Origin of the sequence: Pseudomonas sihuiensis, from assembly GCF_900106015.1 — a bacterium.
Classification (GTDB): domain Bacteria; phylum Pseudomonadota; class Gammaproteobacteria; order Pseudomonadales; family Pseudomonadaceae; genus Aquipseudomonas; species Aquipseudomonas sihuiensis.
The window spans coordinates 3,995,981-4,019,206 of the sequence record NZ_LT629797.1; the positions used below are offsets into that span (position 1 = coordinate 3,995,981).

Genomic DNA, 23,226 nt, shown 5'->3' on the forward strand with positions numbered 1-23,226 from the left:
TACTCGGAGCGACGATGGAAGCCGGAACCGCGCAACTGACGATGACCGTACTGATGACACCGGATATGGCCAATTTCTCCGGAAATGTCCACGGTGGCACGCTGCTCAAGTACCTCGACGAAGTCGCCTACGCCTGTGCCAGCCGCTACGCCGGCTGCTACGTGGTGACCCTATCGGTGGATCAGGTGATGTTCCGTGAACCGGTGCACGTCGGCGAACTGGTCACCTTCCTTGCCTCGGTCAACCACACCGGGCGTACTTCGATGGAAATCGGCATCAAGGTGATCACCGAGAACATCCGCGAGCGCTCGGTGCGCCACACCAACAGCTGCTTCTTCACCATGGTCGCTGTCGATGCCAATGGCCGCCCGGCGCCGATCCCGGAACTGCAGCCGGACACCGCCGACGGCCTGCGCCGACAGCGCCAAGCCAAGCAGCGCCGGCAGATTCGCGAGGAGTTGCAACAGCGCTACCAGGCGTTGAGCGAAGAGAAGAACGCCGAAGCGTAGGACGGGTGCAACCCGCCGCCGATGGCGCCTCGCGCCTCAATCGTGACCGATATAGAACAACAGCTCGCGGCGCTGCGGGTGATCCTTGAGCCAAGTACGAATCTCGTCGGCGCGAGCGATGGCTTCTTCGCCGGCGATGCGGCTAAAGCGCTCGCGCCGGGCCTGTTCGCTGGCCTCCTGCCGTACCTGGCGCTGCCAGGCATCGGTAAAGATCGCCGGCATGCGCTGGCTCAGCTCCAGGGCCTTGAGCAGTTGCCATTCGCCGCTGTCCAGCCAGGCTTCATCGCACGTGCCGCACAGGTCGAGACGATTGGCGCGGGTGCCGCTGATCTGAAACTTGCTCATCAGCTTGGCGCACTTGGGGCAGCTCAGGGCATGGCTGGTTTCGCCCACTTCGGCCTCGGCGGCCAGCTCGGTTGATGTCTCTTGTGCTGGCTGACGCTCGGCCCAGTCACGGTAATGCAGCAGGCTGACCAGCGTGCCTTGGCACTGTGCGCAGCCATGGCCGAGCAGGCCATCTTCGAGTTTTGCCGGTTGCAGACGGGTGGTACGACAGGCGGGGCAATGCATGGTGACGTCCTTTTCATCTGAAGAGAGCGAACGCTAATGCAGAGCCGACGCATGGGCAAGCCACTGTGCTGAGAAGCACGTGGCAGATAAGCTAAGCTCTGTCTCCCGAAGCTGGAGTCGCCATGATCAACCTGTTCGATGTCTTCCTGCTGATGCTGTTCGCCGCTGCCTGCGCCTGGCTATGGCGCGGCCACGGTATTCGTGAGCGTGCGCTGGCCTTCGCCAAGCAGCACTGCGCCAAGCTCGACGTGGAGTTGCTCGATGGCGCCGTGGCATTGCGTCGTCTGGCTATCCAGCGTGATGCCAGAGGCCATCGTCGCCTGGCGCGACTCTATGACTTCGAGTTCACCGTCACCGGCGAGCAACGACTGCGCGGGCATATCAGCATGTTCGGCCCGCACCTCGGCCGCATCGAACTGCAGCCCCACCCGATATTGGAGCCGCAGCCCGAACCGGTTGCGGTGCAGCAGCCAGGCAATGTCATCCGCCTGGAAGACTGGCGGCGCAAGGCGCAATAGCGCCTGCCCGATTCAACCGCGCTGCAGCAGGAAAGCGGCCACGCGCTCGGCGCTGTCTGCCGGTTGCTCCTGCATGAAACAGTGCCCACCCGGCACCACCTGACTGCGCACATGGGGGTTGCTCGCGCACCAGCGCGCCACGGACTTGGCAACGAAGGGATAGGTGTGCACACCGTGAATCACCTCGGTCGGCGTCGTCACCTTGGCCAGCGACGGCCACAAGCGCCGCGGGAAGGAGCCGAAGATATCCGCCTCACGGCTTGGCCGGCACTTGAGCTCGACACCGCCCTCGACATCCTTCAGTGCATGCTCGATATAGGCGTCGAACGCTGCCTCGTCCCAACCACGGAACATGCCACGGCCATGCAGTGCGGCATGCGCGCTGGCACGATCCGGCCATTGCCGGCGACGCTTCTGCGCCTTCTTCGCCAAACCGGTGCGCTGCGCCAGGCCGACTACGTCGGACAACGCCATCACCCCGATCATCGCCGGGCTGAACAACACCGGATCGAGCAGTACGGCGCGACGGAACAGCTCGGGATGACGCGCCAGGATCAAACTGGTGAGCACACCGCCGAAACTATGCCCCAGGGCGAAGCGCGGCACCGCGCCGAATGGTTCACGCAAGGTCTCGAAGGCCTCCACCGCCAGCTCGGCGCTGCGGTTCCAGCCATGGAAGCGACCGCCATGGTCGCTATCGCCGTGGCCCTGCACGTCGCACAGCCAGAGGTCGAAGTCCTCGGCCAACGCGGCCAGCATCGGCGTATAGACGCGCCCGCAATAGCCATTGCCGTGCAGGAAATGCAGCAACGGCTTGCCCGACGGCGGCGTGTGCCAGCCGCGCAGGGTGAAGCCGGCAGAGGTGTCGTGAGACCAGGGCAGCAGTTGCATGAAGGTTATCCACAGCGACGAGAGCGCGGCGAGTTTATCAGCCCACCGCTGGGATTCGGCACGCAGCGAACGAGGCGCTTAGCGTTTCGGCGTCCTGCGCCTGATCGAAGATCAATTCCAGGCGCGAGTCCTTGCGCCATTCGCTCGGGGTCCAGGCCTGTAGCCCTTGCCCCTGCAAGGCATTTAGCGAGTGCCAGCCTTCGCCGCCATGCAGCACGGCCTTGGCCCTGCGCCAATCCATATGCTGCAACCACTGGCTCACCTGCGCGAGATCGAAACGTTGACTGGGGTGCCAGCGCCAGCCAATGCTCCAGCCCTCGACCTGATCCTGCACCAGGCAGATCGGCTCGGCGGCATTGCGCCAGATCTGCGCCAGGCCAGGTGCAGCTGCGGGTAACTCGGCGCTCACCTCGATGGGCGAGGCCTGCGCCGCCAGTACCGGCAACAGGGCCAGGTCGAGCCGACCCTGCGCGGTCCAGTGCAGCGGCATGGATGGCAGATCGGTAGCAATCCGCGCTCGCGCCTCGGCGTCCAAGCCTTCGCTCTTGTTCAACAGCAGCAAGCCGGTCTCATCCAGCGCCTGACGCTGCACGTCCGGCAGCGGCTGACCGCTAGCCAGCGCGGCAGCATCCAGCACCATCAGTGCCGGTTGCACGGCCAACACACCGAGCCAGGGCGGCTGACGCAATTGCGCCAGCAACTGCGCCGGATGCCCCAAGCCGGACGGCTCGATCAACAGACGGTCGGGCCTGGCCTTGCGCAGCAGGCGCCCGAGGCCAACCTGAAACGGCGCGCCATTGATGCAGCACAGGCAACCACCTGCCACTTCGGCCATGGCAATGCCGTCGTCGCCCTGCTCGAGCAAGGCGGCGTCCAGGCCTATCTGGCCGAATTCGTTGATCAGCACCGCCCAGCGCTCGCCCGCCGCTTTCTGCGCCAGCAGGTGACGGATCAACGTGGTCTTGCCGGCACCGAGCGGGCCGGCAATGAGGTGGGTAGGGATTTGACTGAGCATGAAGGTATGTTCGGTGGTTCGCCAGACAAGTGCCAGCACAGACTGCAAAGAAACGGCATGTTAGATTCGCCGGCAGTTTTTCGGGAGTCGAAACGATGCGTGCATGGCTGTTGCTGTTTTCCCTGCTGCCGGGCCTGGCCCTGGCCGAAGCCTGCGTGGTGCATAGTCAGGCCGAGCGTCTGGATGTGAAGGTCTGCCAGGAGAACCGCAACATCCCCGCCACGCTGTTTCGTGAGGGCTTCTGCCAGCCGCAGTTGCAAGGCCAGACGGTCGAGGTGGAATTCGTCGAGCAGTGCCCCAAGGGTGCCCACGGCGTCTGCCAGAACGCGCGCGCCGGTAGTGGTATGTACCTGCAGGACATCCACTACTACGGCGTGGCCAGCGACGCGTTGTACCTGGAGCCGGCCTGCACCAGCCAGTATCAGGGCACATGGATCAAACCCTGAACGCTCGCCCAGCGAGAAAACAGGCCACTGCTGACATCAAAGCGTCATCCAAAGAGCGCCTAATGGCTGCGGGTACCTCACGTAACCCTCATGTCGAGTCACGCGTCGACATGATCTCTTGGTGCTTAAGGCCGGGGCAGCCGCTCCGGCCTATTTTTTAGTGGTTCCCCGCTATCCGTAGGGTGCGCTGTGCGCACCAGCAAACGCCTCGGTATTCACGGTGCGCACAGCGCACCCTACGCAACGCGGCTTCGCTCGACTCAGGCCAACCAGTCCAAGGTTAACAGCAAGCGTCGCTGCCCGGCAGGCGGTCGCGGCGAACGGTGAATCAACCCACGCCCCTCGTTACCCTGCCACTTCTCGCCCTTGGCCAGCGCTACATGGCCGGCGTCGAGACGCTGGATCAACGCCTCGTCCTGCGGCTCTTCATCCGGCTGACCGAGCTTGCTGCGCGGCATCACGCCCTCCTCCAGCCAGTCGCTGCCGACACCGGCATAGCTGGTGATCAGCCGCAGCGGCACATGGTCGACGTGAAAACGCGGGCACATGGCCTTGTCCAGCGCACGCAGGCGCAGGCCGATGCGCTCGGCATCGAGCAGACAGGCGTAGGCCCGCACCAGCCAGGCCACGTCGGCGAGAAAGGCCGCCTGGCCCGGCAGATCGGCGTACTGCGCCACCAGGCCATCGAGGTTCGGCTCGCTGTCCGCGCGCGGCAGCTCCAGGGTCATGGACTGCGCCAGCGGTTCACCTTGCGCCAGTAGCCCGTCGGCGAAGTCGGCGATCTGCGCCGGCAGGCGGCGCTGCCAGACGGCCAGATTGACGCCGTCATGCAGCACCTCGCTGAGCACCTGAATATCCCCGTCCAGCACCTGCCGGGACACTTTCGGCAACTGCAGGGCGAACATCAGGCGGCCTCCTGCTGCCAGGCCCCGAAGGGGTCAGCGAGCAGGCGCCAGGCTTCCGGGCCACCGGCCATTTCCTCGTCGCTGAGCAGGCAGGCGTCCAGCTCGGCGGTCAGCCGCGCGAAGTCGATGTTCTGGCCAATGAACACCAGCTCCTGACGGCAGTCGCCAACCTCGGCGCTCCAGTGCTTCATGATCGTCTGCAGGCCTTCCTCGTCCTGCGGCCAGTGCTGCTTGGGCACGAAGCGCCACCAGCGCCCGGCCAGACCATGGCGCATCAGCCCGCCGGCCTGCGACCAGCTGCCAGCCTCCTGATATTTGCTGGCCAGCCAGAAAAAGCCCTTGGAGCGCAGCAGGCGGCCATTGCGCCATTCCTGAGAGAGGAAGTCGAAGAAGCGCTGCGGATGGAACGGCCGGCGCGCGCGGTAAGCGCTGGAGGCGATGCCGTATTCCTCGGTTTCCGGCACGTGCTCACCGCGCAGTTCCTTGAGCCAGCCCGGCGCCTGCGAGGCGCGGTCGAAGTCGAAGCGGCCGGTGTCGAGGATCTTGTCCAGGGCGATCTGCCCCATGCTCATGGCCTGGATGTCGGCGTGGGTGTTGAGCCCGCGCAGGATGGCCATCAGCTCCTCGCGCTCGGCCTGGCTGATCAGGTCGATCTTGCTGATGAGGATGACATCAGCGAACTCCACCTGCTCGATCAGCAGGTCGGTGATCGAGCGTTCGTCCTCCTCGCCCAGGGTTTCGCCACGGCTGGCCAAACTGTCGGCCTCATGGAAATCGCGCAGGAAGTTCACCCCGTCGACCACCGTGACCATGGTGTCGAGCCGCGCCAGGTCGGACAGGCTGCGGCCCTGCTCGTCGCGGAAGGTGAAGGTTTCGGCCACCGGCAGCGGCTCGCTGATCCCAGTGGACTCGATCAGCAGGTAGTCGAAGCGCCCGTCGCTGGCCAGGCGGGCGACCTCTTCCAGCAGGTCTTCACGCAGGGTGCAGCAGATGCAGCCGTTGCTCATCTCCACCAGCTTCTCTTCGGCGCGGTTGAGGCTGACGTCCTGCTGGACGGTGGCACCGTCAATGTTGATCTCGCTCATGTCGTTGACGATCACCGCGACCTTGCGGCCTTCGCGGTTCTTCAGCACATGGTTGAGCAGGGTGCTCTTGCCGGCGCCGAGAAAGCCGGACAGCACGGTAACGGGTAGACGCGGATTCATGGGGTGTTCCTCGTTCAGTCACGGTCACGCTGATGTTTTTCGCGCTGCTCCTGACGCTCCTTGGCTTCGATGCACAGGGTCGCGGTCGGGCGCAGCAGCAGGCGCTTGAGGCCGATGGGTTCGCCGATTGAGGGTCTGCCCCCCGTTTCGTCGTGGTCGCGCCGGCGCCAGTTTTTGCGCGGGGCTAGGCGCGAGACGCGAAGTTTGGTGCTCCAAATGAGCCGTCGAGCAACAACGCACCGCGCAAAAACTGGCCCGGCCCTTCGGGTTGCGCGGCAAATGGCGCCATGCGGCGTTGCGGGACTTGGCAAGGGACCACCATTCCCTGCGTCCCGCGCCTTGCCTGGCGCCATTTGGCGCAGCAACGCGGCTCGCGCCGAAACGGGGGGCAGACCCTGGGCACCAGCCGTATTCGCCACGCGCCAGGCGTTCGAGCGCCTGGTCGATCTTGTCCAGCAGCTTCTTTTCCCGCTCCAGCAGGCGCAGCTGCCACTGGCGTTGCTCCTCGGCGGCACCGATGTCGGCGACATCGCTGCTGATCTCGGGTTGGCGCAGCTCGGTGAATTCCTCCTCGATACGCGCCTGCAACTCGGCACGCTGAGTCAGCAGCAGCTCGCGGAAGAACTGCTGCTGGGCGTCGTTCATGTAGTCATCGGCTGGCTGAGCCAGCAGCTCGGCTTCGGTAGTCACGGTCAGGGTCATGGCAAATCGGCTAGCTTGTTTTAATTGTTATAACATAACATTTATTTCTGACAGCTACCCACGGATTTGCAATGAACGAACAGCCCCTGCCGGACATAGCCGCCCAAGCCACCCACCATGACCTGCCGCTGGACTGGGTCGGCATGGCCGGCATCGCCCTGCCCATTCGTCTGGCGGACGCCGTCGTGACTGCCAGCGTCGATATCGGCGTGAGCCTCGACGATGCCGGCGCGCGCGGCATCCACATGTCGCGCCTGTACCTGGCGGCGCAGCGCCTGGTGCATCAGCCATTGAACGTGCCGGCGGTGTTGCAGGTGCTGGACGACTGCCTGAGCAGTCATCAGGAGCTGTCCGACAGCGCCACCCTGACTCTGCGCGGCGAAGTGCCGCTCAAGCGTCCGGCGCTGGTCAGCCCGCTGCACGGCTGGAAGACCTACCCCTTCGAACTGCGCGCCCGGCAGAATGGCCGGGGCGTGAACATCGAGCTGCAGGTCGAGGTCAGCTACTCGTCCACCTGCCCTTGCTCTGCCGCACTGGCACGGCAGCTGATCCAGCAACGCTTCGCCTGGGACTTTCCCGACCAGCAGGTGGATTACTCGAGCGTGCTCGACTGGCTCGGCTCGACCCAGGGCATCCTCGCCACACCGCACAGCCAGCGCAGCACGGCGACCCTGCAACTGCGCCTGGCGCCAGGCTGCATCGACCTGCCCGTGCTGGCACTGATCGACAGCGCCGAACAGGCCCTCGGCACACCGGTGCAGACGGCAGTGAAGCGCGCCGACGAACAGGCCTTCGCCCTCGCCAACGGGCAGAACCTGATGTTCTGCGAGGACGCCGCACGCCGTTTGCACCGCGCCCTGCGTCAGTTGCCGCTAGCCAGCGCATTCCGCGTGCGGGTGGTGCACGCGGAAAGCCTGCACGCCCACGACGCGGTGGCCGAAAGCAGCTGGAATTGGTGTTGAACAGGCATGCGGTGGGCGCTGTGGCTATCCTGAACGGGTAACGGCCATTCCCGGAGCGGCTGCTTGAGCGGCCTGGAACCGGGCAAAGCCTGTGGCGTCTGTGCTTAGATAGACGCTCACGCTGTAAAGGACACCGCATGCAGATCGAACTGATCGAGATCCGCGACCACCTGAATCGCTACGCCCCCTTCGACAACCTGCCGGAACAAACTCTCGACGAGATCGCCCGCCAGGTGCAGGTGGGCTACTTCAAGGCCGGTAGCGAAATCCTCGCCGTCGGTGCGCCGATCCACGAGCTGCATTACGTGCGCAGCGGCGCGGTGGAAATCCACCGGCGTGGCGGCGAACTGCACAACCGCCTCACCGAGGGCGACATCTTCGGTCAGGCCGGCCTGCTGCGCGGCAACAAGGTACGGCTGGGTGCCACCGCGATCGAAGACAGCCTTATCTACTTCATCCCCGGCGCGCTGTTCCATCAGCTCTGCGAGCAGTTCGACAGCTTCGCCGACTTCGTCGAGGCCGAAGGCCAGTCGCGTCTGAAATCCGCCCTGGAAGACAGCCACGGCAAGGCCAGCGAGCTGATGAAGATCAAGGTGCGCAAGCTGATCTCGCGCAGTGCGATCAGCGTGCCCCTGGATACGCCGATCCAGCAGGTGGCGCAGGTGATGACCGAACACAGCGTGTCCTCGGTGATCGTCGTCGACCCCGGCACGCGCTGGCCCGACCCGAGCCAGGTGGACGTGGCCGACCAGCAGAGCCAGGTCATGGCCGGCATCCTCACCGACCGCGACCTGCGCACCCGCGTGGTCGCCGCCGGGCTGGCCAGCGATACCCCGGTCAGCCAGATCATGACGCCCAACCCCATCACCCTGCAGGCCGACGACTCGGTGTTCGAGGCCATGCTGTGCATGCTGCGCAACAACATCCACCACCTGCCGGTGCTGCATCGCCGGCGCCCAGTGGGCGTGGTGGCGCTGGCCGACATCATCCGCTACGAGTCGCGCAGCAGCCTGTATCTGGTCAACGGCATCTTCAACAAGACCTCGGTGGAGGGGCTCAAGAGCCTGCTGCCGGACCTGCGCGCCACCTTCGTGCGCATGGTCGCCGACGATGCCAGCGCACACATGGTCGGCAGCGCCATGAGCGGCATCGGCCGCGCCTTCAGCCAGCGCCTGCTGGAGTTGGCCGAACAGAAGCTCGGCCCGCCGCCGGTGCCCTACTGCTTCATGGTCGCCGGCTCCATGGCCCGCGACGAGCAACTGCTGCTCACCGACCAGGACAACGCCCTGGTGCTCGACGATAGCTTCGACCCCGACGAACACGACGCCTACTTCGCCGAACTGGCGCAGTTCGTCAGCGACGGCCTGGCCGCCTGCGGCTACAGCTACTGCAAGGGCGGCATCATGGCCACCAACCCCAAGTGGCGGCAGCCGCTGAAGGTATGGCGGCAGTACTTCAGCGAGTGGATCGAGCGGCCCAACCCGGAAACCCTACTCAACGCCAGCATCTTCTTCGACCTCGACGGCCTCTACGGCGAAACCGAGCTGGTGGAAAACCTCAAGGACCTGCTGGCACAGAAAGCCAGCGCCAGCCCTGCCTTCCTCGCCGCGCTGGCGCGTAACGCGCTCAACCGCACGCCGCCGCTGGGCTTCTTCCGCACCTTCGTGATGGAAACCGACGGCCGCCACCGCAACATCATCAATCTCAAGGGCCGCGGCACCGCCCCGCTCACCGACCTGATCCGCGTGCACGCCCTGGCCTGTGGCTCCAAGGCGCAGAACTCGCTGGATCGCCTCGACGCCATCGCTGCCACCAAGCTGCTGCCCAAGGAGGCGCTGGAGCACCTGCGTTACGCCTTCGAGTTCCTCAGCCTGGTGCGCGTGCGTCACCAGGCCCGTGAAGTCGAAGCCGGCAACGCGCCGAGCAACTACATCGAGCCGGAACAATTCAGCGCCAGCGAACGCCAGCACCTCAAGGAAGCCTTCCAGGTGATCAGCAACGCGCAGAAATTCCTGCGTTTTCGCTACCCGGCGCAACCGGCGAGCCGTCCGCGATGAGTGAGCGCGCGGCCCAGGACTGGCCGCAACTGTTCGCCAACCTCGCCGACAGCAGCCGCGACCCGCGCCTGCGCGCCTACTACGGCGCCGGCTGCGTCGCGGCCGATACGCCGCTGCAGGATGTCCCGCTGGTGGCACTGGACGTGGAAACCACCGGCCTCGACCCGCGTGAGCACGCCATCGTCAGCCTTGGTCTGGTACCGCTGAGCCTGCAACGCATACGCTGCAGCGAGGCGCGCTATTGGGTGGTCAAGCCCACCGGCGAGTTGAACGCCGAATCGGTCACCTTCCACCACATCACCCACAGCGACATCCGCCACGCCCCACGCCTGGCCAGTGTGCTCGACGAACTGCTCGAAGCCCTGGCCGGCAAGGTGGTGGTGGCGCACTACCGTAATATCGAGCGCAGCTTCCTCGACCAGGCCGTGCGCCAGCACCTGGGCGAAGGGCTGATCTTCCCCATCATCGACACCATGGAACTGGAAGCCCGTCTGCATCCCAAACGCACCGTAAGCTGGTGGGATCGCCTGCGCGGTCGTGAGCCCACCTCCATCCGCCTGGCCGACAGCCGCCTGCGCTACGGCCTGCCGCTGTACTCGGCGCACCATGCGCTGACCGACGCGCTGGCCTGTGGCGAACTGCTGCAGGCCCAGGTGGCGAGGCATTACCCGGCGCCTACGCCGATCAGCGCACTCTGGAGCTAAACTCCAGCCCCCACGCAATGCGTGGGCACTCTCGAATCAAGATAGCGCAGACACGCCCATGAATCGCCGCAAAAAGATCAAACAACTGCTCGAAGCCCACGCCAAGAAGGCCAATGCCAAGCTCGCGCCTAAAAGCAATAAACCCAAGTACATCAGCAAAGCTGACAGGGCGAAGTTGGAGGCTGAAGCTGCTCAAGAGCTTGTCACGCCCGCTGAGTAAAAATCGGATAAACGGATGATGCCCACGATGTGCGTCGGCCCCATCGAAAAGCCAAGAGCATCGAGGCTAAAGCCTCTCCCACACGAACGGGCTAACCCAGCACCTTGTCCGCCGTATAAACCGCCTCATCAAGAAACACGTTTACCGCCGGGTGATCACGCTCGCCCTTGCGGTAAGCGAGGAACACACCGCGTTGGATCGCCGGCAGCAGCGGCACGGCGGTGACGCCGGGTAGCGTTCGCACCAGGCGCAGGCCGGAGACGATGGAGATGGAGTTGCCCGAGGCGACCATGGCCGCGACCATCTCGAAGCCGGCGCAGTGGGCGTTGATGCGCGGCGCGTAGCCCGAGCGGCGGCACAGGTTGGTGATGAATTCGCCGAACGAACTGCCGGTGGAGTCCAGCGCCCAGGCTTCGTCGCGTAGCTCGGCGATGGTCAGGCTGTCGCGTCTGGCCAGGGCATGGTCGATGGGCAGCAACACGTGCAACTGGTCCTGGGTCAGGGGAATCAGCGCGTAGTTCTCGCGGTTCTCGTCGGGCTGCACGGCCAGGTCGTCGATCACCGCCACGTCGATCTGCCAGGCGCCGAGGGCGCTGAGGCTTTCCTGCGGCTCCAGCTCCAGCACCACCACGTTCAGCCGCGGGTAGGCGCTACGCAGCGCGCGCACGGTTTCCGCGATTACCGCCACGGCAATCGAGGGGAAGGCTGCCACGCGCAATTCACCGGCGATTTCGCCGCGCAGCAGCGCCAGCTCCGAGCGCGCTTCGTCGAGCACCATGAGAATGCGTTCGGCATGTGCCACCAGGCGCTCGCCGGCCGGGGTCAGCACCACGCCGCGCCCGCGCCGTTCGATTAGCGCCATGTCCACCTCGCGTTCGAGCTGGGACACTTGCTGCGAAACCGCCGAAGGCGTCAGGTGCAGCGACTCGGCGGCGGCCGCCATGGTGCGGCAGCGGGCCAGTTCACGCAGGGTGCGCAGACGGGTGATGTCCATGGCGCGATCTCAATAGTTAAGGGTCGCTAACGAATAGGTTAAAAATAAATCAGTATACATAATGATATCGCCGGCCTTAGATAGAGATATCCACACGCGCTGAACCGGGCGCGTGGTTCACCCACATACAGGCATCGCTGAAAACCCGGTTTTCAGCCGTGCCCACAGAAGAAGAATCTCGCCATGGCTATCAGCGTTTTCGACCTGTTCAAAGTCGGTATCGGCCCCTCCAGCTCCCACACCGTCGGCCCGATGCGCGCGGCCGCGCTGTTCACCCACGCCCTGGAAAACCACGGCCACATGCCGCAGGTGACCCGTGTCGCCGCCGAGCTGTATGGCTCGCTGGGCGCCACCGGCAAGGGCCACGGCAGTGACAAGGCGGTGCTGCTCGGCCTCAGCGGCTACGAGCCGGACACCGTCGACGTGGATCAGGTGCCCGGCTACATCGAGGCCATCCGCCGCGACAAGCGCATCGTCCTGGCCGGCAAGCACGCCGTCGCCTTCGACGAGAAGGCCGACCTGAAGATGTTCCGCAAGGCTCTGCCGCTGCATGCCAACGGCCTGCGTTTCGCCGCCTTCGACGCCGCCGGCATTCAGGTGCACGAGGCCACCTACTACTCGGTGGGCGGCGGCTTCGTGGTCAGCGAGGCGATCCTCGCCGACGGTTCCAAGCACAAGGTCATCGCCCCGGATGCCACCAGCCTGCCGCTGCCGTTCAGCAGCGGCGCCGACCTGCTGCGCCTGGCGCGCGAGAACGGCATCGGCATTGCCGAGGTGATGCGCCGCAATGAACGTCACTGGCGCAGCGACGAAGAAACCGACGCCGGCCTGCTGGAAATCTGGAAGGTGATGCAGGCCTGCGTCGACCGTGGCTGCCGCACCGAGGGCATTCTGCCGGGCGGCTTCAAGGTACGTCGCCGCGCGGCGATCCTGGCGCGCAAGCTGGGCGGCTTCCAGCGCAGCTACCTGGAAGACCCGCTGCGCATGCTCGACTGGGTCAACCTCTGGGCCCTGGCGGTGAACGAGGAGAACGCCGCCGGTGGCCGCGTGGTCACCGCGCCGACCAACGGCGCCGCCGGCATCATCCCGGCGGTGCTGCATTACTACGCCAACGCCATTTCCGGCGCCAGCGAGCGCGGCATCATCGACTTTCTGCTGACCGCCGGCGCCATCGGCATCCTCTACAAGGAAAACGCCTCGATCAGCGGCGCCGAAGTCGGCTGCCAGGGTGAAGTCGGCGTGGCCTGTTCGATGGCGGCCGGTGCGTTGTGTGCTGTTCTGGGCGGCACTCCGGAGCAGGTCGAGAACGCGGCGGAAATCGGCATGGAGCACCACCTGGGCCTGACCTGCGACCCGGTCGGCGGCCTGGTGCAGATCCCCTGTATCGAGCGCAACGCCATCGCTTCGGTCAAAGCCATCAACGCCGCGCGCATGGCGCTGTACGGCGACGGCTCGCACTACGTGAGCCTGGACAAGGTGATCAAGACCATGCGCGAGACCGGCGCGGACATGCTGACCAAATACAAGGAAACCGCCCGTGGCGGCCTGGCGGTGAACATCATCGAGTGCTGATGCACCACCACTAGATACAAAAACGCCGCGGACCCTGACAGATCCGCGGCGTTTTTGTTTGTGGCCGTTGGCGATGATGCGGCATTGAAAGCGCCCTCTCGCCCAGCCCCTCCCCATCAATCAATAGGAGAGGGGAACGAGCTGCGTAAACACTGAAAAAGCCGTCATGCCCGCGCAGGCGGGCATCCAGAACCTACGAATCATCTGGGCTCCCGCCTGCGCGGGAGTGACGATAAATAGCTTTTTCAGAACATCCCTAACGCGGCTCGCTCATCAGGCCTTTGACGATGGAAATACAGCCCACCAGCAGCACGATGGTGAACGGCAGGCCCGTCGACACGGCCATGGCCTGCAGCGCCACCAGACCGCCACCGAGCAGCAGAGCGATGGCGATCACGCCTTCGATGCTGGCCCAGAACACGCGCTGCGGTACCGGTGCATTGACCTTGCCGCCCGCGGTGATGGTGTCGATCACCAAGGAGCCCGAGTCCGACGAGGTGATGAAGAACACCACCACCAGCACGATGCCGATGAACGAAGTGATGCCGGTCAGCGGCATTTCACCGAGCATGCTGAACAGCTTCAGCTCCAGGCCGGCTTCCTGCGCACCGGTGAAACCATCGACCAACAGCTGGTTGATGGCGGTGCCACCGAAGGCGGTCATCCACAGCACCGAGACCAGCGACGGCACCAGCAACACGGCGATGAGGAACTCACGCACGCTGCGACCACGGCTGACGCGGGCGATGAACATGCCCACAAACGGCGACCAGCTGATCCACCAGGCCCAGTAGAAGGCGGTCCAGCCCTGGCTGAAGTTGGCATCTTCACGGCCGACCGGGTTGGACAACGCCGGCAGGTACTGCAGGTAGGCGCCGAGGTTCTTGAAGAAGTCGGTGAAGATCACCAGGGTCGGCCCGGCGATGATGATGAACAGCAGCAGGGCCATGGCCAGGCCCATGTTGATCTCCGACAGGCGCTTGACCCCCTTGTCGAGGCCGGCGACCACCGAGGCCAGGGCGATCAGAGTGATGGCGACGATCAGCAGTACCTTGGTGGTGTCCGTGGCCGGGATGCCGAACAGGTACTCCACACCCGCAGCCGCCTGCTCCGCGCCCAATCCCAGCGAAGTGACCAGACCGAACAGGGTGGCGAACACCGCGAGAATGTCGACGATATGCCCCGGCCAGCCCAGACGCGCTCACCCAAGATCGGGTAGAAGATCGAGCGGATCGACAGCGGCAGGCCCTTGTTGAACGAGAACAGCGCAAGTGCAAGGGCGACGATGGCGTAGATCGCCCAGGGGTGCAGGCCCCAATGGAAGATGGTCGCGGCCATGCCCAGGCGCACGGCTTCCTCGGCATTACCGGCGGCACCGCCAAGCGGAGCCCAGTCGGTGCGCACGCCATCTTCACCGACGGTGATCCCACCCATCGCCGAGCTGTAGTGCGACATGGGTTCGGACACACCGTAGAACATCAGACCGATGCCCATACCGGCGGCGAAGAGCATGGAGAACCAGCCCATGTAGGTGTAGTCGGGGGTCGCGTCCTTGCCACCGAGGCGCACCTTGCCCAGCGGCGAGACGATCAGCCCTAGGCAGAGCAGGACGAAGATGTTGGCGGCGCCGATGAAGAACCAGGCCATGTGGTGAGTGAGCCAGTCGCGCACACCACTGAACAGCGGTTCGATCTGATTCTGCAGGGCCAGGGCGAGGATCACGAAGATCACCGCGACCAGTGCGGAGATGGTGAAGACCTTGCCGTGAATGTCGAGGGCGAAGACGAACTGCCCTTTGATGTTGTCCTGACCGATGACGTAATCGGTGTCGATCAGGTTGGCTTCACCGGTCGGTGCCGGGATGCCTTCGTGGGTTTCCGCTGCGGATGGCGGGGACGTGTCATGCGAAGGGACGTTTCCCATACGAGGCGTACTCCTTGATGTGTTTTGGGCTCGCTAAGCCGAACGTGAACAGGACGGATGCCCTCCTCGAATTAAAGACGACCTGCAAGCGGGTCGAACCGGAAAGGGTAACACATGAATTCCGCTCACTCAGACTCACAGACACATGAAAGTCCTGAATAATTCCTCGAAAGGTGGCAATTTGCCCGACACTGCCATTCGCCAGATAGCCATGGCAGGATGCTCGCGAACGCTGCATAACCCCCGTGGTCAGCTGCACACAGCCTGTGCAAAGGAAGACCCTGCATGCCTGCGGATTTCGGCATTCCCCATCTGTTCGCGTATCTGATCGCCACCATCCACGCCCTTGGTGTACTGGCCGCGATCCACGCCGTGCTGACCGTGCGCACCGCCCAGGGCGCGCTGGCCTGGGGCCTGTCGCTGTTCTTCATGCCCTACCTGACGCTGCTGCCGTACCTGGTGTTCGGCCGCAGCCGCTTCGATGCCTACGTCAAGGCGCGGCGCCAGGCCGACAAGGAAATGCACCACGCCATGGCCGAACAGGATTGGCGCCCCTGGGTCGAGGAAGCCAAGGCGGCGCACCTGTCGCCGGCCTACGACCGCCTGCGCGCGCTGCCGCGCCTGTCGCATCTGCCTGGCCTGATCGGCAACCGCGTCGAACTGCTGATCGACGGCGAAGCCACCTTCGCCGCCATCTTCGCAGCCCTGGCCAGCGCCCAGCAGGTGATCCTGCTGCAATTCTTCATCATCCGTGATGACCGCCTCGGCCGGCGCCTGCAAGACGTACTGCTGGAGCGCGCCTCCGCGGGCGTACAGGTGCATGTGCTGTATGACGGCGTCGGCAGCCATTCGCTATCCGCCGCCTTCATCGATCGCCTGCGCCGCGGCGGCGTGCAGATACACGCCTTCCCCACACGCGCCGGGCTGTTCAATCGCTTTCAGCTGAATTTCCGCAATCACCGCAAGATCGTCGTGGTCGACGGCGAGATCGGCTTTCTCGGCGGGCTCAACGTCGGCATCGAATACCTCGGGCAGAAGCCGCCGCTAGCGCCCTGGCGCGACACCCACGTCGAAGTGCGCGGCCCCGTGGTGGCCAGCCTGCAGGAAGCCTTCGCCGAAGACTGGTACTGGGCCTGCCAGAAGCTGCCGCCGCTACTGATGCCGAGCAAGCAGGATGACCCCGGCCTGCTCTGCCAGGTGGTCGCCAGCGGCCCGGCCGACCCGCAGGAAACCTGCTCGCTGCTGTTCGTCGAAGCGATTCACGCAGCGCGCGAGCGGGTGTGGCTGAGCAGCCCCTATTTCGTGCCCGACGAGGCGCTGTTCGCCGCGCTGCGTCTGGCGGTGATGCGCGGCGTGGACGTGCGCCTGCTGCTGCCGTCACGCCCCGATCACCGCATTGTCTATGCCGCCTCCAGCCTCTACGCCTTCGAGGCGCTGCGCGCCGGCGTGCGCATCTTCCGTTACCAACCGGGGTTCCTGCACCAGAAGGCGCTGCTGATCGACCACGATGTCAGCATGCTGGGCAGCGCCAACCTGGACAACCGTTCCTTCCGCCTGAATTTCGAGGTCAACCTGCTGACCTTCGACGAGGGCTTCAACGCCCAGGTAGCGAACATGCTGGAGGAAGACTTCAGCCGCTCACGCGAGCTGGTCAACGCCGACCGGCGCAACCTGCACCGCCTGCAGCAACTGGGCATGCGCGTAGCGCGGCTGATCTCGCCGATTCTCTGAGCCGCGGCTATGGTTAGGATGCCAGCCGCTGTTAGCTGTCAGCGAGAACCCGCCTGCCATGACCAAGTGCTTTGCCCTGCTGCTCTGCCTGTTCGTCCTGCCCGCTCTGGCACAGGAGGAGATTCACGTCGGTGTCGAACTGCAGCCCTATCAGCCTTACTCGGATGTGGAGAACGGCGAATACCGTGGCTATGCACGCGATCTGCTGGACGCCTTCGCCGCCGAGCATGGCTATCGCTTCGTCTACATGCCGCTGCCGGTCAGGCGCCTGCTCGGTGATTTTCTGTCCGGCCGGGTCGACCTCAAGTTCCCCGATCACCCGCAATGGAACGCCGACCAGAAAGCCGGCCATGACATCAACTACAGCGCCCCGGCAGCGCCTTATGTCGACGGCATTCTGGTAAAGCCGCAGCACCTCGGTCAGGGCCAGCAGCGCATCGAACTGCTCGGCACGCAGAATGGCTTCACGCCCTGGCCCTACCTGCCGGACATCCGCGCCGGAAAAATCCGCCTGATCCAGGCCAACCAGATCGACTCGTTGCTGCGCATGGCAAGCAGTGACCGCGTCGACGCGGTCTACCTCAACCCCAGGGTAGTAGCCCACCAACTCAGGCAGATGCGCATGGCGGCCGACAGCCTGGTGTTCGACCCAGAGCTGCCGCACGTGGAAGATCACTACTACCTGTCGAGCATCCACCACCCGCAACTGATCGAGGCGTTCAACCGTTTTCTCGAAGAACGGGCCGAATTGGTGAGAGAAATTCGCCGTCGCCACGGGCTGTGAGTCGACCCGTGGCGTGGCGGCGGCTCAGTACTTCCAGCTGACGCTCACGCTGGCATTACGCGGAGCGCCGTAGTAGGCCTGAGTCCAGTACAGGCTGCTCAGGTACTTCTCGTCAGTGAGGTTGTTGAGGTTGGCCGACACGCTCCAGTTCGGGTCAATGTCGTAGCTGGCCATGAGGTCGACCACGGCGTAGGCCTTCTGCTTGGCGTCGGCAGTACCGATAGAGGTGAACCCGTCGTCGGCAGTCAATGGCACGGCGATCTTGATATCGTCCTGCCAACGCACCGCGGCGCCGACCTTGAGCTTCTCCATACCCGGGATACGGTAGGTCGCGGCTGTCTTGATCATGTGCTTGGGCGAGTAGGTCACGGCATGCGAACCGTCGGCATTGGTGATGTCGACGAAGGTATAACCAGCGCTGAGCTGCAGGCCTTCCAGCGGTTCACCGGAGAACTCCAGCTCGTAGCCTTCGCTGGTCAGGCCTTCGATGGCGCGGTAGTAGGCCACCGAACCTCTCATGCCGGCCTGCTCGGCGAAGTTGTCCTGCTCGGTACGAAACACCGCCAGGGAAACGTTGACCTTGTCGTCGAACAATTCGCCCTTGATCCCGGCTTCGTAGTTCACACCTTCCAATGGTGCAAGGCGCGAACCCGTCACATCGTTCTTGGTCTGCGGCGTGAAGATTTCGGTGTAGCTGGCGTAGACCGAGTACTGATCGGTGATGTCGTAAACGACACCAGCGTAAGGTACGACCTTGCCACTGTTCTTCGACGACTTGGCCAGACCGTAGTTGGTGCCGTCGCTCTTCACGTCGATCACACGAGCGCCGGTAATCAGGCTCAAGTCATCGGTCAGACTCCAGCGCGCAGCACCGTAGACGCTCTTCATGCGATCGGTGAAGTCACTGCCGGCGCTACCGTTGTCGTTACGGGGCTTCGGATAATTGCCGGTCCACTGCTCCAGCGGTGGCAGCATGGTGCCGGTGCTGGAGTCGTACCAGGACAGATCCTCCAGCTCGGAGCGCGACCAGCTGCCACCGAGGGCCGCCTCATGCTGGCGCCCGGCAAGGTTGAACGGGCCACTGACCTGCACATCGACGATCAGCTGCTTGTTCTCCTCGCTGTACTCGGATGGGTAGGAATACAGGCCGGCGCCGGTTTCTCGATTGGGCGTGCCGTAGACGTAGAACATCGAACCGTCGCTCTTCTTCTCCACACGGGTGAGCACGGTCTTGGCCTGCCAGCCGTTGTCGAAGGTGTGCGCCAGCTCGGCGAAGGTGCGATTTTCCTTGTTGTCCCAGTAGGCCCAATCGGTGGCGGTACTGGTAGAGCGCGAATAGTTGGTCTTGCCGCCGTCCTGATAGACCAGTGGCAAAGCCCCCCACATCGGCGAGTTGGCGTCGCTGGTCTGTAGGGTATGACCGAGGGTGAAGACGGTGCGGTCGTCCAGGTCGAACTCCAGTACGCCATGGAACACGTTCTTCTCACGCGAGTAACGGTCGAGGTAGGAGTTCTTGTTTTCGTTGGCGTACACCACGCGCCCACGCACTGTACCGGCATCGTTGAGCGCGCCGGACAGGTCGGTGTCGATGCGGCGCTTATCCCAGGAGCCAGCCGTCAGGTCCACGCGCGCCTGCGGTGCCAGGGTTGGTCGCTTGCGCACGAAGTTGACCGTTGCCGACGGGTTGCCGGTGCCGGAAATCAGGCCGTTGGCACCCCGGATCACTTCCACGCGCTCGTACATGGCGGTGTCCAGATCGCCCTCGACGTTGCCGTAGACGAAGGGCACGGAGATGCCGTCGTACTGGAAGTTGGTGATGTCGAAGCCGCGGGCGGTGTAGTAGGTGCGATCCGTTTCGACTTCCTGCACCTGCACGCCCGGCACGGCCTTGAGTGCATCGTTGACGCTGGTGAGCTTGAAGTCGCGCAGCTGGGCGCCGCTCAGGGTGGAAATCGACTGCGGCGTCTGCCGCGGGGTCAGGTCGAGCTTGGTCGCAGCGCTGCTGGGGGTGGATTTGTAGCTATCGACCTCGGCCACCGTACTGCTGCCAACCACGGTCTGGGCATCGAGCTCGATCTGCTCCTGCTCGGCCAGGGCTTGATTGAAACTGCAGGCGGCCGCAACCGCCACCGCCAGGTGGGTTTTTCTGCTGAACAAGGGACAATCTCCTGATGCGCTGTCGATAGCCGCTGGCAGTCCCTTCGCAGCCGAATGCCTCCCTGGCAGGCATTTGCCAATCGCAAATGCAAATAATTAGCGACAAAATTCTCGCAGCAGGCATCTTCCCAGTCAATACGAATAATTTACATCTACAGCTGCATTTATCTGCTTCTTAGGGTGCCGCAATCCGCCCCCACCCAACGTGCTCGACTTTCCATGCTGCTCGGCTGGCCGTTGTAAGTGCCTTTGACCTGGGTGGTGAATTCCTTGTCGCTGACGAAACGCGTCTCCCCTTCGCCCTGGGCATCCGGGCAGTTGAAACGGAATTTCCACAGCGTCGCGCTGCGTTCGAGAATCTCGTTGCTGCAGCCGGAGTCAGGATCGTGCAGGGGGATTTCCTGAGCCTTGATCTGCTCGGCGGTGAGGCACATCTGCACGCCACCGGCACCGAGTTTGATGCCCTGCTCGGCCATCATGTTCTCCATCATCTGCCGCTGTTCGGCCGGCAGGTTCTGCATCTGCGCCAGCATTTCCTCCATACCGGGCATGGCCTGGCCACCCACCTGCATGTTGTGCGAACTGACTTCCCAGACACCGGGCTGGAGATCCAGGGCGCTGGCCATGACGGGCGACAGGCAGAGGACGAGCGGGATGGTGGAGCGAAATATAGGGCGCATGACGGGTCTCCTGGGCGAGTGGTTAGCCAAGCCTAGCAGGCCCTAGATGAACAAAACCCCCACAGGCTCGCGCCGCATGGGGGTTTCCTTCTTTTGATCCGGCACTTGTGGCGCCGGGAACCTGGGTCCGCTCTGGCGAACCTAGCCCGCGTCAGCCGCAGGGGAGCTCAGCTCACAGCTCCAGAGCTCCAACGCCGGCTGGCTCGCTTGTGGCGGGCCGAGCCAATCGCTCATCGGGCGACAACGCTGGTTGAAACACAGTTGGTAATCCCCGGCTTCAGGCGTACGCCCGACTCGCAGGGGTTGCAAAGGCGGTAGCTGACGCTGGTAGTGCCAGCTGCCATTGCGCAGTTCGGCGCCGTCGGGAATTTCCATTCCGGCGCCGGAACCCTTGACCCGCGCCTCGCCGAGGACCAGGCCCTCGGCGGTGACACGGTAATCCTCTTCCCAGCGCACCTTCTCGATGGTGTGGGTCCAGGCCAGGGTGAAGGCCGGCGTTGGCAACTCTGCCCATACCGCGCCGGCCAACCCCAGGCACAGGCCGATCACGCCGTCGCCGCCTCGGCACGACGAGCGCGCCACAGGTGCTGAGCGATGAAGATGGCACTGAGGGCAAAGCCGATTTCGTCACTGATCGGGGTGGCGAGAATCAGGCTGGCACCAGCGGCCAGGCCCAGGATGCGCTCCCACCAGGTCAGCTTGGCCTGCAGGAAGCCGGTGAACACCACGCCCCAGATGCCGATGGCCAGCGCGGCCTTGAACAGCACGTAGAAGGTCGCCAGCAAGCTGTCGCCCTGCAACATCAGCGCCGGCGAGTAGACCGCCATGAACGGCACGACGAAGCCCGCGATAGCGATGCGCACCGCCCAGAAGCTGATCTTCAGACCACGCTCCTTGGCAATCGGCGCGGCGGCGAAGCAGGCCAGCGCTACCGGCGGCGTGAGGTCGGCCATGATGCCGAAGTAGAAGACGAACATGTGCGAGACGATCAGCGGCACGCCCAGTTCCAGCAGGGCCGGTGCGGCGATCGAGCTGGTGATGATGTAGTTGGGGATGGTCGGGATACCCATGCCCAGCACCAGGCAGGTGAGCATGGTCAGCACCAGCGACAGGAACAGGTTGTCCTGGCCGATGGCGAGGATGTAGCCGGCGAAGGTGGACGCCACCCCGGTCAGCGACACCACACCGATGATCACGCCGACCAGGGCACAGGCGATACCCACCGGTACGGCATGGCGCGCACCTTCGACCAGCGCGTGCAGGCACAGGGTCAGGGTTTCACGGCCGCCCTTGACGAACCAGCAGACCGCTACCAGCGCCGCGATGACGCCGAACACCACGCCGATACCGAGCTGGAAGAAGCCGGCGCAGAGCACGCCCAGGGCGATCCAGAAGGCGAAGCGCATGACCTTGGACGAGACCCGCAGGATGATCGCCGAGCCGAGGATGACCATGGCGGTCAACGCCAGGCCAACGGTGCCGGAGAACAGCGGGGTGCGCCCGGAGAACAGCAGATAGATGAGGATGAACAACGGGATCAGCAGGAACCAGCGTTCACGCACGGCCTTCCACGGGTTCGGGCATTCTTCCTTGGGCAGGCCGCGCAGGTTGGCGCGTTTGGCCTCCAGATGGACCATCCAGAACACCGAACCGAAGTACAGCAACGCCGGGATCAGTGCGGCCTTGGCCACTTCGAAGAACGGCACGTTGATGGTCTCGGCCATGATGAAGGCCACGGCGCCCATGATTGGCGGCATGATCTGGCTGCCCATCGACGAGGTGGCCTCGACCCCGCCGGCGAAAGCCGGGCGATAACCGAAGCGCTTCATCAGCGGAATGGTGAACTGGCCGGTAGTGACCACGTTGGCCACGCCGGAGCCGGTGATGGTGCCCATCAGCGCCGAGGACACCACCGATACCTTGGCCGGGCCGCCGACCTTGTGGCCGAACAGGCCCATGGCGAAATCGGTGAACAGCTTGATCATCCCGGCCTGCTCGAGGAAGGCGCCAAACAGGATGAACAGGAAGATGTAGGTAGCCGACACGTAGGTCGGCGTGCCGTACAGGCCCTCGGTACCGAAGGCCAGCTGGTTGACGATCTGGTCGAAGCCGTAGCCGCGATGCATCAGGTCGCCCGGCAGGTACTGACCGAGCATGCCATAGGCAAGAAACAGCGCGCAGATGATCGGCAGGGCGATGCCCATGACCCGGCGCGCGGCCTCGAACACCAGTACGATGAGGGTTATGCCGATGATCATGTCGCTGGTGGTCATGTCACCGGAACGCAGGATCAGGTCCGCCTCGAAATACCACTGGTAGGCCGCCGTGGCCATACCGGCCAGGCCCAGCAGCCAGGCCAGCGGCTGCCAGGGGCGCTTGGCGCCGAAAGCCGGGATGCTGATGAACACCACCAGCAACAGGAAGCCGACGTGCACCGCACGCAGCACCTGGGTAGATACCGGGTGGAAAGCCGCGGTGACGATCTGGAAAATGGAAAACAGCAGCGCGACGGCGAACAACGCCTTCGGCCAGTCGGACGGGCTGGCGCCCATACCCTGATTCTGCTCACTCATGGAGTGCAAACCTCATGACTACTTCGATACGGGACAGAGTCGCCAACAAAACCTACCGTCCATGAACGCCGGTTTTATTCGCGATTCTGTGAAGAACGGACCGCGGCG

At 64.2% G+C, this 23,226-nt stretch carries 20 protein-coding genes and 3 pseudogenes; 10 read left to right on the top strand and 13 right to left on the bottom strand.

All coding sequences use genetic code 11. From position 1 onward, the window contains the following. The first annotated feature begins 14 nt into the window (after positions 1-14). The gene (locus BLT86_RS18785; RefSeq protein WP_092378887.1) at positions 15-509 is read left to right on the top strand and encodes an acyl-CoA thioesterase; all 495 of its coding nucleotides are present in this window, start codon (positions 15-17) and stop codon (positions 507-509) included. 36 nt (positions 510-545) lie between these two features. On the opposite strand, the gene BLT86_RS18790 is transcribed toward BLT86_RS18785, so the two are convergent. Next, on the bottom strand, positions 546-1,079 hold the full coding sequence (locus BLT86_RS18790; RefSeq protein WP_092378890.1) for a TFIIB-type zinc ribbon-containing protein: 534 nt from the start codon (positions 1,077-1,079) through the stop codon (positions 546-548). 122 nt (positions 1,080-1,201) lie between these two features. Between BLT86_RS18790 and BLT86_RS18795 the strand changes: the two genes are divergently transcribed. Continuing rightward, positions 1,202-1,597 (top strand): DUF3301 domain-containing protein, encoded by a 396-nt coding sequence (locus BLT86_RS18795; protein ID WP_092378892.1) that lies wholly within the window; start codon positions 1,202-1,204, stop codon positions 1,595-1,597. 12 nt (positions 1,598-1,609) lie between these two features. On the opposite strand, the gene BLT86_RS18800 is transcribed toward BLT86_RS18795, so the two are convergent. Together BLT86_RS18800 and BLT86_RS18805 are read right to left on the bottom strand one after the other, a co-directional pair. Further along, the gene (locus BLT86_RS18800) at positions 1,610-2,488 is read right to left on the bottom strand and encodes an alpha/beta fold hydrolase (protein WP_092378895.1); all 879 of its coding nucleotides are present in this window, start codon (positions 2,486-2,488) and stop codon (positions 1,610-1,612) included. A gap of 37 nt (positions 2,489-2,525) precedes the next feature. Then, the gene (locus BLT86_RS18805; protein ID WP_092378898.1) at positions 2,526-3,503 is read right to left on the bottom strand and encodes a CobW family GTP-binding protein; all 978 of its coding nucleotides are present in this window, start codon (positions 3,501-3,503) and stop codon (positions 2,526-2,528) included. Between the two features lie 95 nt (positions 3,504-3,598). On the opposite strand from BLT86_RS18805, the gene BLT86_RS18810 reads away from it, so the two are divergent. Further along, positions 3,599-3,949, top strand: a complete 351-nt coding sequence (locus BLT86_RS18810) for a hypothetical protein (RefSeq protein ID WP_017676203.1) — start codon at positions 3,599-3,601, stop codon at positions 3,947-3,949. Positions 3,950-4,209: 260 nt separating this feature from the next. Here BLT86_RS18810 and BLT86_RS18815 read toward each other — a convergent pair whose 3' ends face one another. The 4 genes and pseudogenes from BLT86_RS18815 to BLT86_RS18835 form a co-directional block, all read right to left on the bottom strand. Beyond that, on the bottom strand, positions 4,210-4,854 hold the full coding sequence (locus BLT86_RS18815; RefSeq protein ID WP_092378901.1) for a DUF1826 domain-containing protein: 645 nt from the start codon (positions 4,852-4,854) through the stop codon (positions 4,210-4,212). Beyond that, the gene (gene zigA / locus BLT86_RS18820) at positions 4,854-6,059 is read right to left on the bottom strand and encodes a zinc metallochaperone GTPase ZigA (RefSeq protein WP_092378904.1); all 1,206 of its coding nucleotides are present in this window, start codon (positions 6,057-6,059) and stop codon (positions 4,854-4,856) included. Before zigA ends, BLT86_RS18815 begins: the two co-directional genes overlap by 1 nt. A 14-nt stretch (positions 6,060-6,073) precedes the next feature. Next, positions 6,074-6,187, bottom strand: a pseudogene (locus tag BLT86_RS18825) (TraR/DksA C4-type zinc finger protein); the annotation flags it as partial. A 235-nt stretch (positions 6,188-6,422) separates the two neighbouring features. Beyond that, positions 6,423-6,761, bottom strand: a pseudogene (locus BLT86_RS18835) (RNA polymerase-binding protein DksA); the annotation flags it as partial. Between the two features lie 71 nt (positions 6,762-6,832). Here BLT86_RS18835 and folE2 point away from each other — a divergent pair. The 4 genes from folE2 (at position 6,833) to BLT86_RS18855 (ending at position 10,704) form a co-directional block, all read left to right on the top strand. Beyond that, positions 6,833-7,723, top strand: coding sequence for a GTP cyclohydrolase FolE2 (gene folE2 / locus BLT86_RS18840; RefSeq protein ID WP_092378909.1), 891 nt, complete (start codon positions 6,833-6,835; stop codon positions 7,721-7,723). 137 nt (positions 7,724-7,860) lie between these two features. After that, entirely contained in the window at positions 7,861-9,780 is a 1,920-nt protein-coding gene (locus BLT86_RS18845) for a DUF294 nucleotidyltransferase-like domain-containing protein (protein ID WP_092378912.1), read from the top strand. Further along, a complete protein-coding gene (locus BLT86_RS18850; protein ID WP_092378915.1) occupies positions 9,777-10,484 on the top strand; it encodes a 3'-5' exonuclease in 708 nt (235 codons plus the stop codon). The genes BLT86_RS18845 and BLT86_RS18850 overlap by 4 nt, the downstream gene beginning before the upstream one ends. Before the next feature lie 58 nt (positions 10,485-10,542). Continuing rightward, on the top strand, positions 10,543-10,704 hold the full coding sequence (locus BLT86_RS18855; protein ID WP_003464802.1) for a DUF2986 domain-containing protein: 162 nt from the start codon (positions 10,543-10,545) through the stop codon (positions 10,702-10,704). A 91-nt stretch (positions 10,705-10,795) separates the two neighbouring features. Here the strand turns inward: BLT86_RS18855 and BLT86_RS18860 are convergent, their stop codons facing one another. After that, positions 10,796-11,698, bottom strand: a complete 903-nt coding sequence (locus BLT86_RS18860; RefSeq protein WP_092378918.1) for a LysR family transcriptional regulator — start codon at positions 11,696-11,698, stop codon at positions 10,796-10,798. 183 nt (positions 11,699-11,881) lie between these two features. On the opposite strand from BLT86_RS18860, the gene BLT86_RS18865 reads away from it, so the two are divergent. After that, positions 11,882-13,270: an L-serine ammonia-lyase gene (locus BLT86_RS18865; protein ID WP_003464812.1), complete on the top strand. Its 1,389-nt coding sequence runs from the start codon at positions 11,882-11,884 to the stop codon at positions 13,268-13,270. 256 nt (positions 13,271-13,526) lie between these two features. Here BLT86_RS18865 and BLT86_RS18870 read toward each other — a convergent pair. Beyond that, positions 13,527-15,193: pseudogene (locus tag BLT86_RS18870) on the bottom strand (BCCT family transporter). A gap of 285 nt (positions 15,194-15,478) precedes the next feature. Here BLT86_RS18870 and cls point away from each other — a divergent pair. Next, the gene (gene cls, locus BLT86_RS18875) at positions 15,479-16,924 is read left to right on the top strand and encodes a cardiolipin synthase (RefSeq protein WP_021487393.1); all 1,446 of its coding nucleotides are present in this window, start codon (positions 15,479-15,481) and stop codon (positions 16,922-16,924) included. A 58-nt stretch (positions 16,925-16,982) separates the two neighbouring features. After that, positions 16,983-17,708: a substrate-binding periplasmic protein gene (locus BLT86_RS18880; protein WP_055986160.1), complete on the top strand. Its 726-nt coding sequence runs from the start codon at positions 16,983-16,985 to the stop codon at positions 17,706-17,708. 24 nt (positions 17,709-17,732) lie between these two features. Here the strand turns inward: BLT86_RS18880 and BLT86_RS18885 are convergent, their stop codons facing one another. The 4 genes from BLT86_RS18885 to BLT86_RS18900 form a co-directional block, all read right to left on the bottom strand. Continuing rightward, positions 17,733-19,865, bottom strand: coding sequence for a TonB-dependent siderophore receptor (locus BLT86_RS18885; RefSeq protein WP_092378921.1), 2,133 nt, complete (start codon positions 19,863-19,865; stop codon positions 17,733-17,735). Positions 19,866-20,029: 164 nt separating this feature from the next. Then, positions 20,030-20,545, bottom strand: coding sequence for a DUF3617 domain-containing protein (locus BLT86_RS18890; protein WP_092378924.1), 516 nt, complete (start codon positions 20,543-20,545; stop codon positions 20,030-20,032). A gap of 141 nt (positions 20,546-20,686) precedes the next feature. Beyond that, positions 20,687-21,094, bottom strand: coding sequence for a DUF1850 domain-containing protein (locus tag BLT86_RS18895; RefSeq protein WP_072425204.1), 408 nt, complete (start codon positions 21,092-21,094; stop codon positions 20,687-20,689). Then, positions 21,091-23,118 (bottom strand): TRAP transporter permease, encoded by a 2,028-nt coding sequence (locus BLT86_RS18900; RefSeq protein ID WP_092378927.1) that lies wholly within the window; start codon positions 23,116-23,118, stop codon positions 21,091-21,093. The genes BLT86_RS18895 and BLT86_RS18900 overlap by 4 nt, the downstream gene beginning before the upstream one ends. Positions 23,119-23,226 lie beyond the last annotated feature (108 nt).

Coding starts and splice junctions, on each gene's coding strand:
- BLT86_RS18805 (WP_092378898.1), bottom strand. CDS start 3,503: ATGCTCAGTCAAATCCCTACCCACCTCATTGCCGGCCCGCTCGGTGCC.
- BLT86_RS18815 (WP_092378901.1), bottom strand. CDS start 4,854: ATGTTCGCCCTGCAGTTGCCGAAAGTGTCCCGGCAGGTGCTGGACGGG.
- BLT86_RS18890 (WP_092378924.1), bottom strand. CDS start 20,545: ATGCGCCCTATATTTCGCTCCACCATCCCGCTCGTCCTCTGCCTGTCG.
- cls (WP_021487393.1), top strand. CDS start 15,479: ATGCCTGCGGATTTCGGCATTCCCCATCTGTTCGCGTATCTGATCGCC.
- BLT86_RS18785 (WP_092378887.1), top strand. CDS start 15: ATGGAAGCCGGAACCGCGCAACTGACGATGACCGTACTGATGACACCG.
- BLT86_RS18845 (WP_092378912.1), top strand. CDS start 7,861: ATGCAGATCGAACTGATCGAGATCCGCGACCACCTGAATCGCTACGCC.
- BLT86_RS18800 (WP_092378895.1), bottom strand. CDS start 2,488: ATGCAACTGCTGCCCTGGTCTCACGACACCTCTGCCGGCTTCACCCTG.
- BLT86_RS18865 (WP_003464812.1), top strand. CDS start 11,882: ATGGCTATCAGCGTTTTCGACCTGTTCAAAGTCGGTATCGGCCCCTCC.
- BLT86_RS18880 (WP_055986160.1), top strand. CDS start 16,983: ATGACCAAGTGCTTTGCCCTGCTGCTCTGCCTGTTCGTCCTGCCCGCT.
- BLT86_RS18795 (WP_092378892.1), top strand. CDS start 1,202: ATGATCAACCTGTTCGATGTCTTCCTGCTGATGCTGTTCGCCGCTGCC.
- BLT86_RS18900 (WP_092378927.1), bottom strand. CDS start 23,118: ATGAGTGAGCAGAATCAGGGTATGGGCGCCAGCCCGTCCGACTGGCCG.
- BLT86_RS18790 (WP_092378890.1), bottom strand. CDS start 1,079: ATGCATTGCCCCGCCTGTCGTACCACCCGTCTGCAACCGGCAAAACTC.
- BLT86_RS18850 (WP_092378915.1), top strand. CDS start 9,777: ATGAGTGAGCGCGCGGCCCAGGACTGGCCGCAACTGTTCGCCAACCTC.
- BLT86_RS18855 (WP_003464802.1), top strand. CDS start 10,543: ATGAATCGCCGCAAAAAGATCAAACAACTGCTCGAAGCCCACGCCAAG.
- BLT86_RS18810 (WP_017676203.1), top strand. CDS start 3,599: ATGCGTGCATGGCTGTTGCTGTTTTCCCTGCTGCCGGGCCTGGCCCTG.
- folE2 (WP_092378909.1), top strand. CDS start 6,833: ATGAACGAACAGCCCCTGCCGGACATAGCCGCCCAAGCCACCCACCAT.
- BLT86_RS18860 (WP_092378918.1), bottom strand. CDS start 11,698: ATGGACATCACCCGTCTGCGCACCCTGCGTGAACTGGCCCGCTGCCGC.
- zigA (WP_092378904.1), bottom strand. CDS start 6,059: ATGAATCCGCGTCTACCCGTTACCGTGCTGTCCGGCTTTCTCGGCGCC.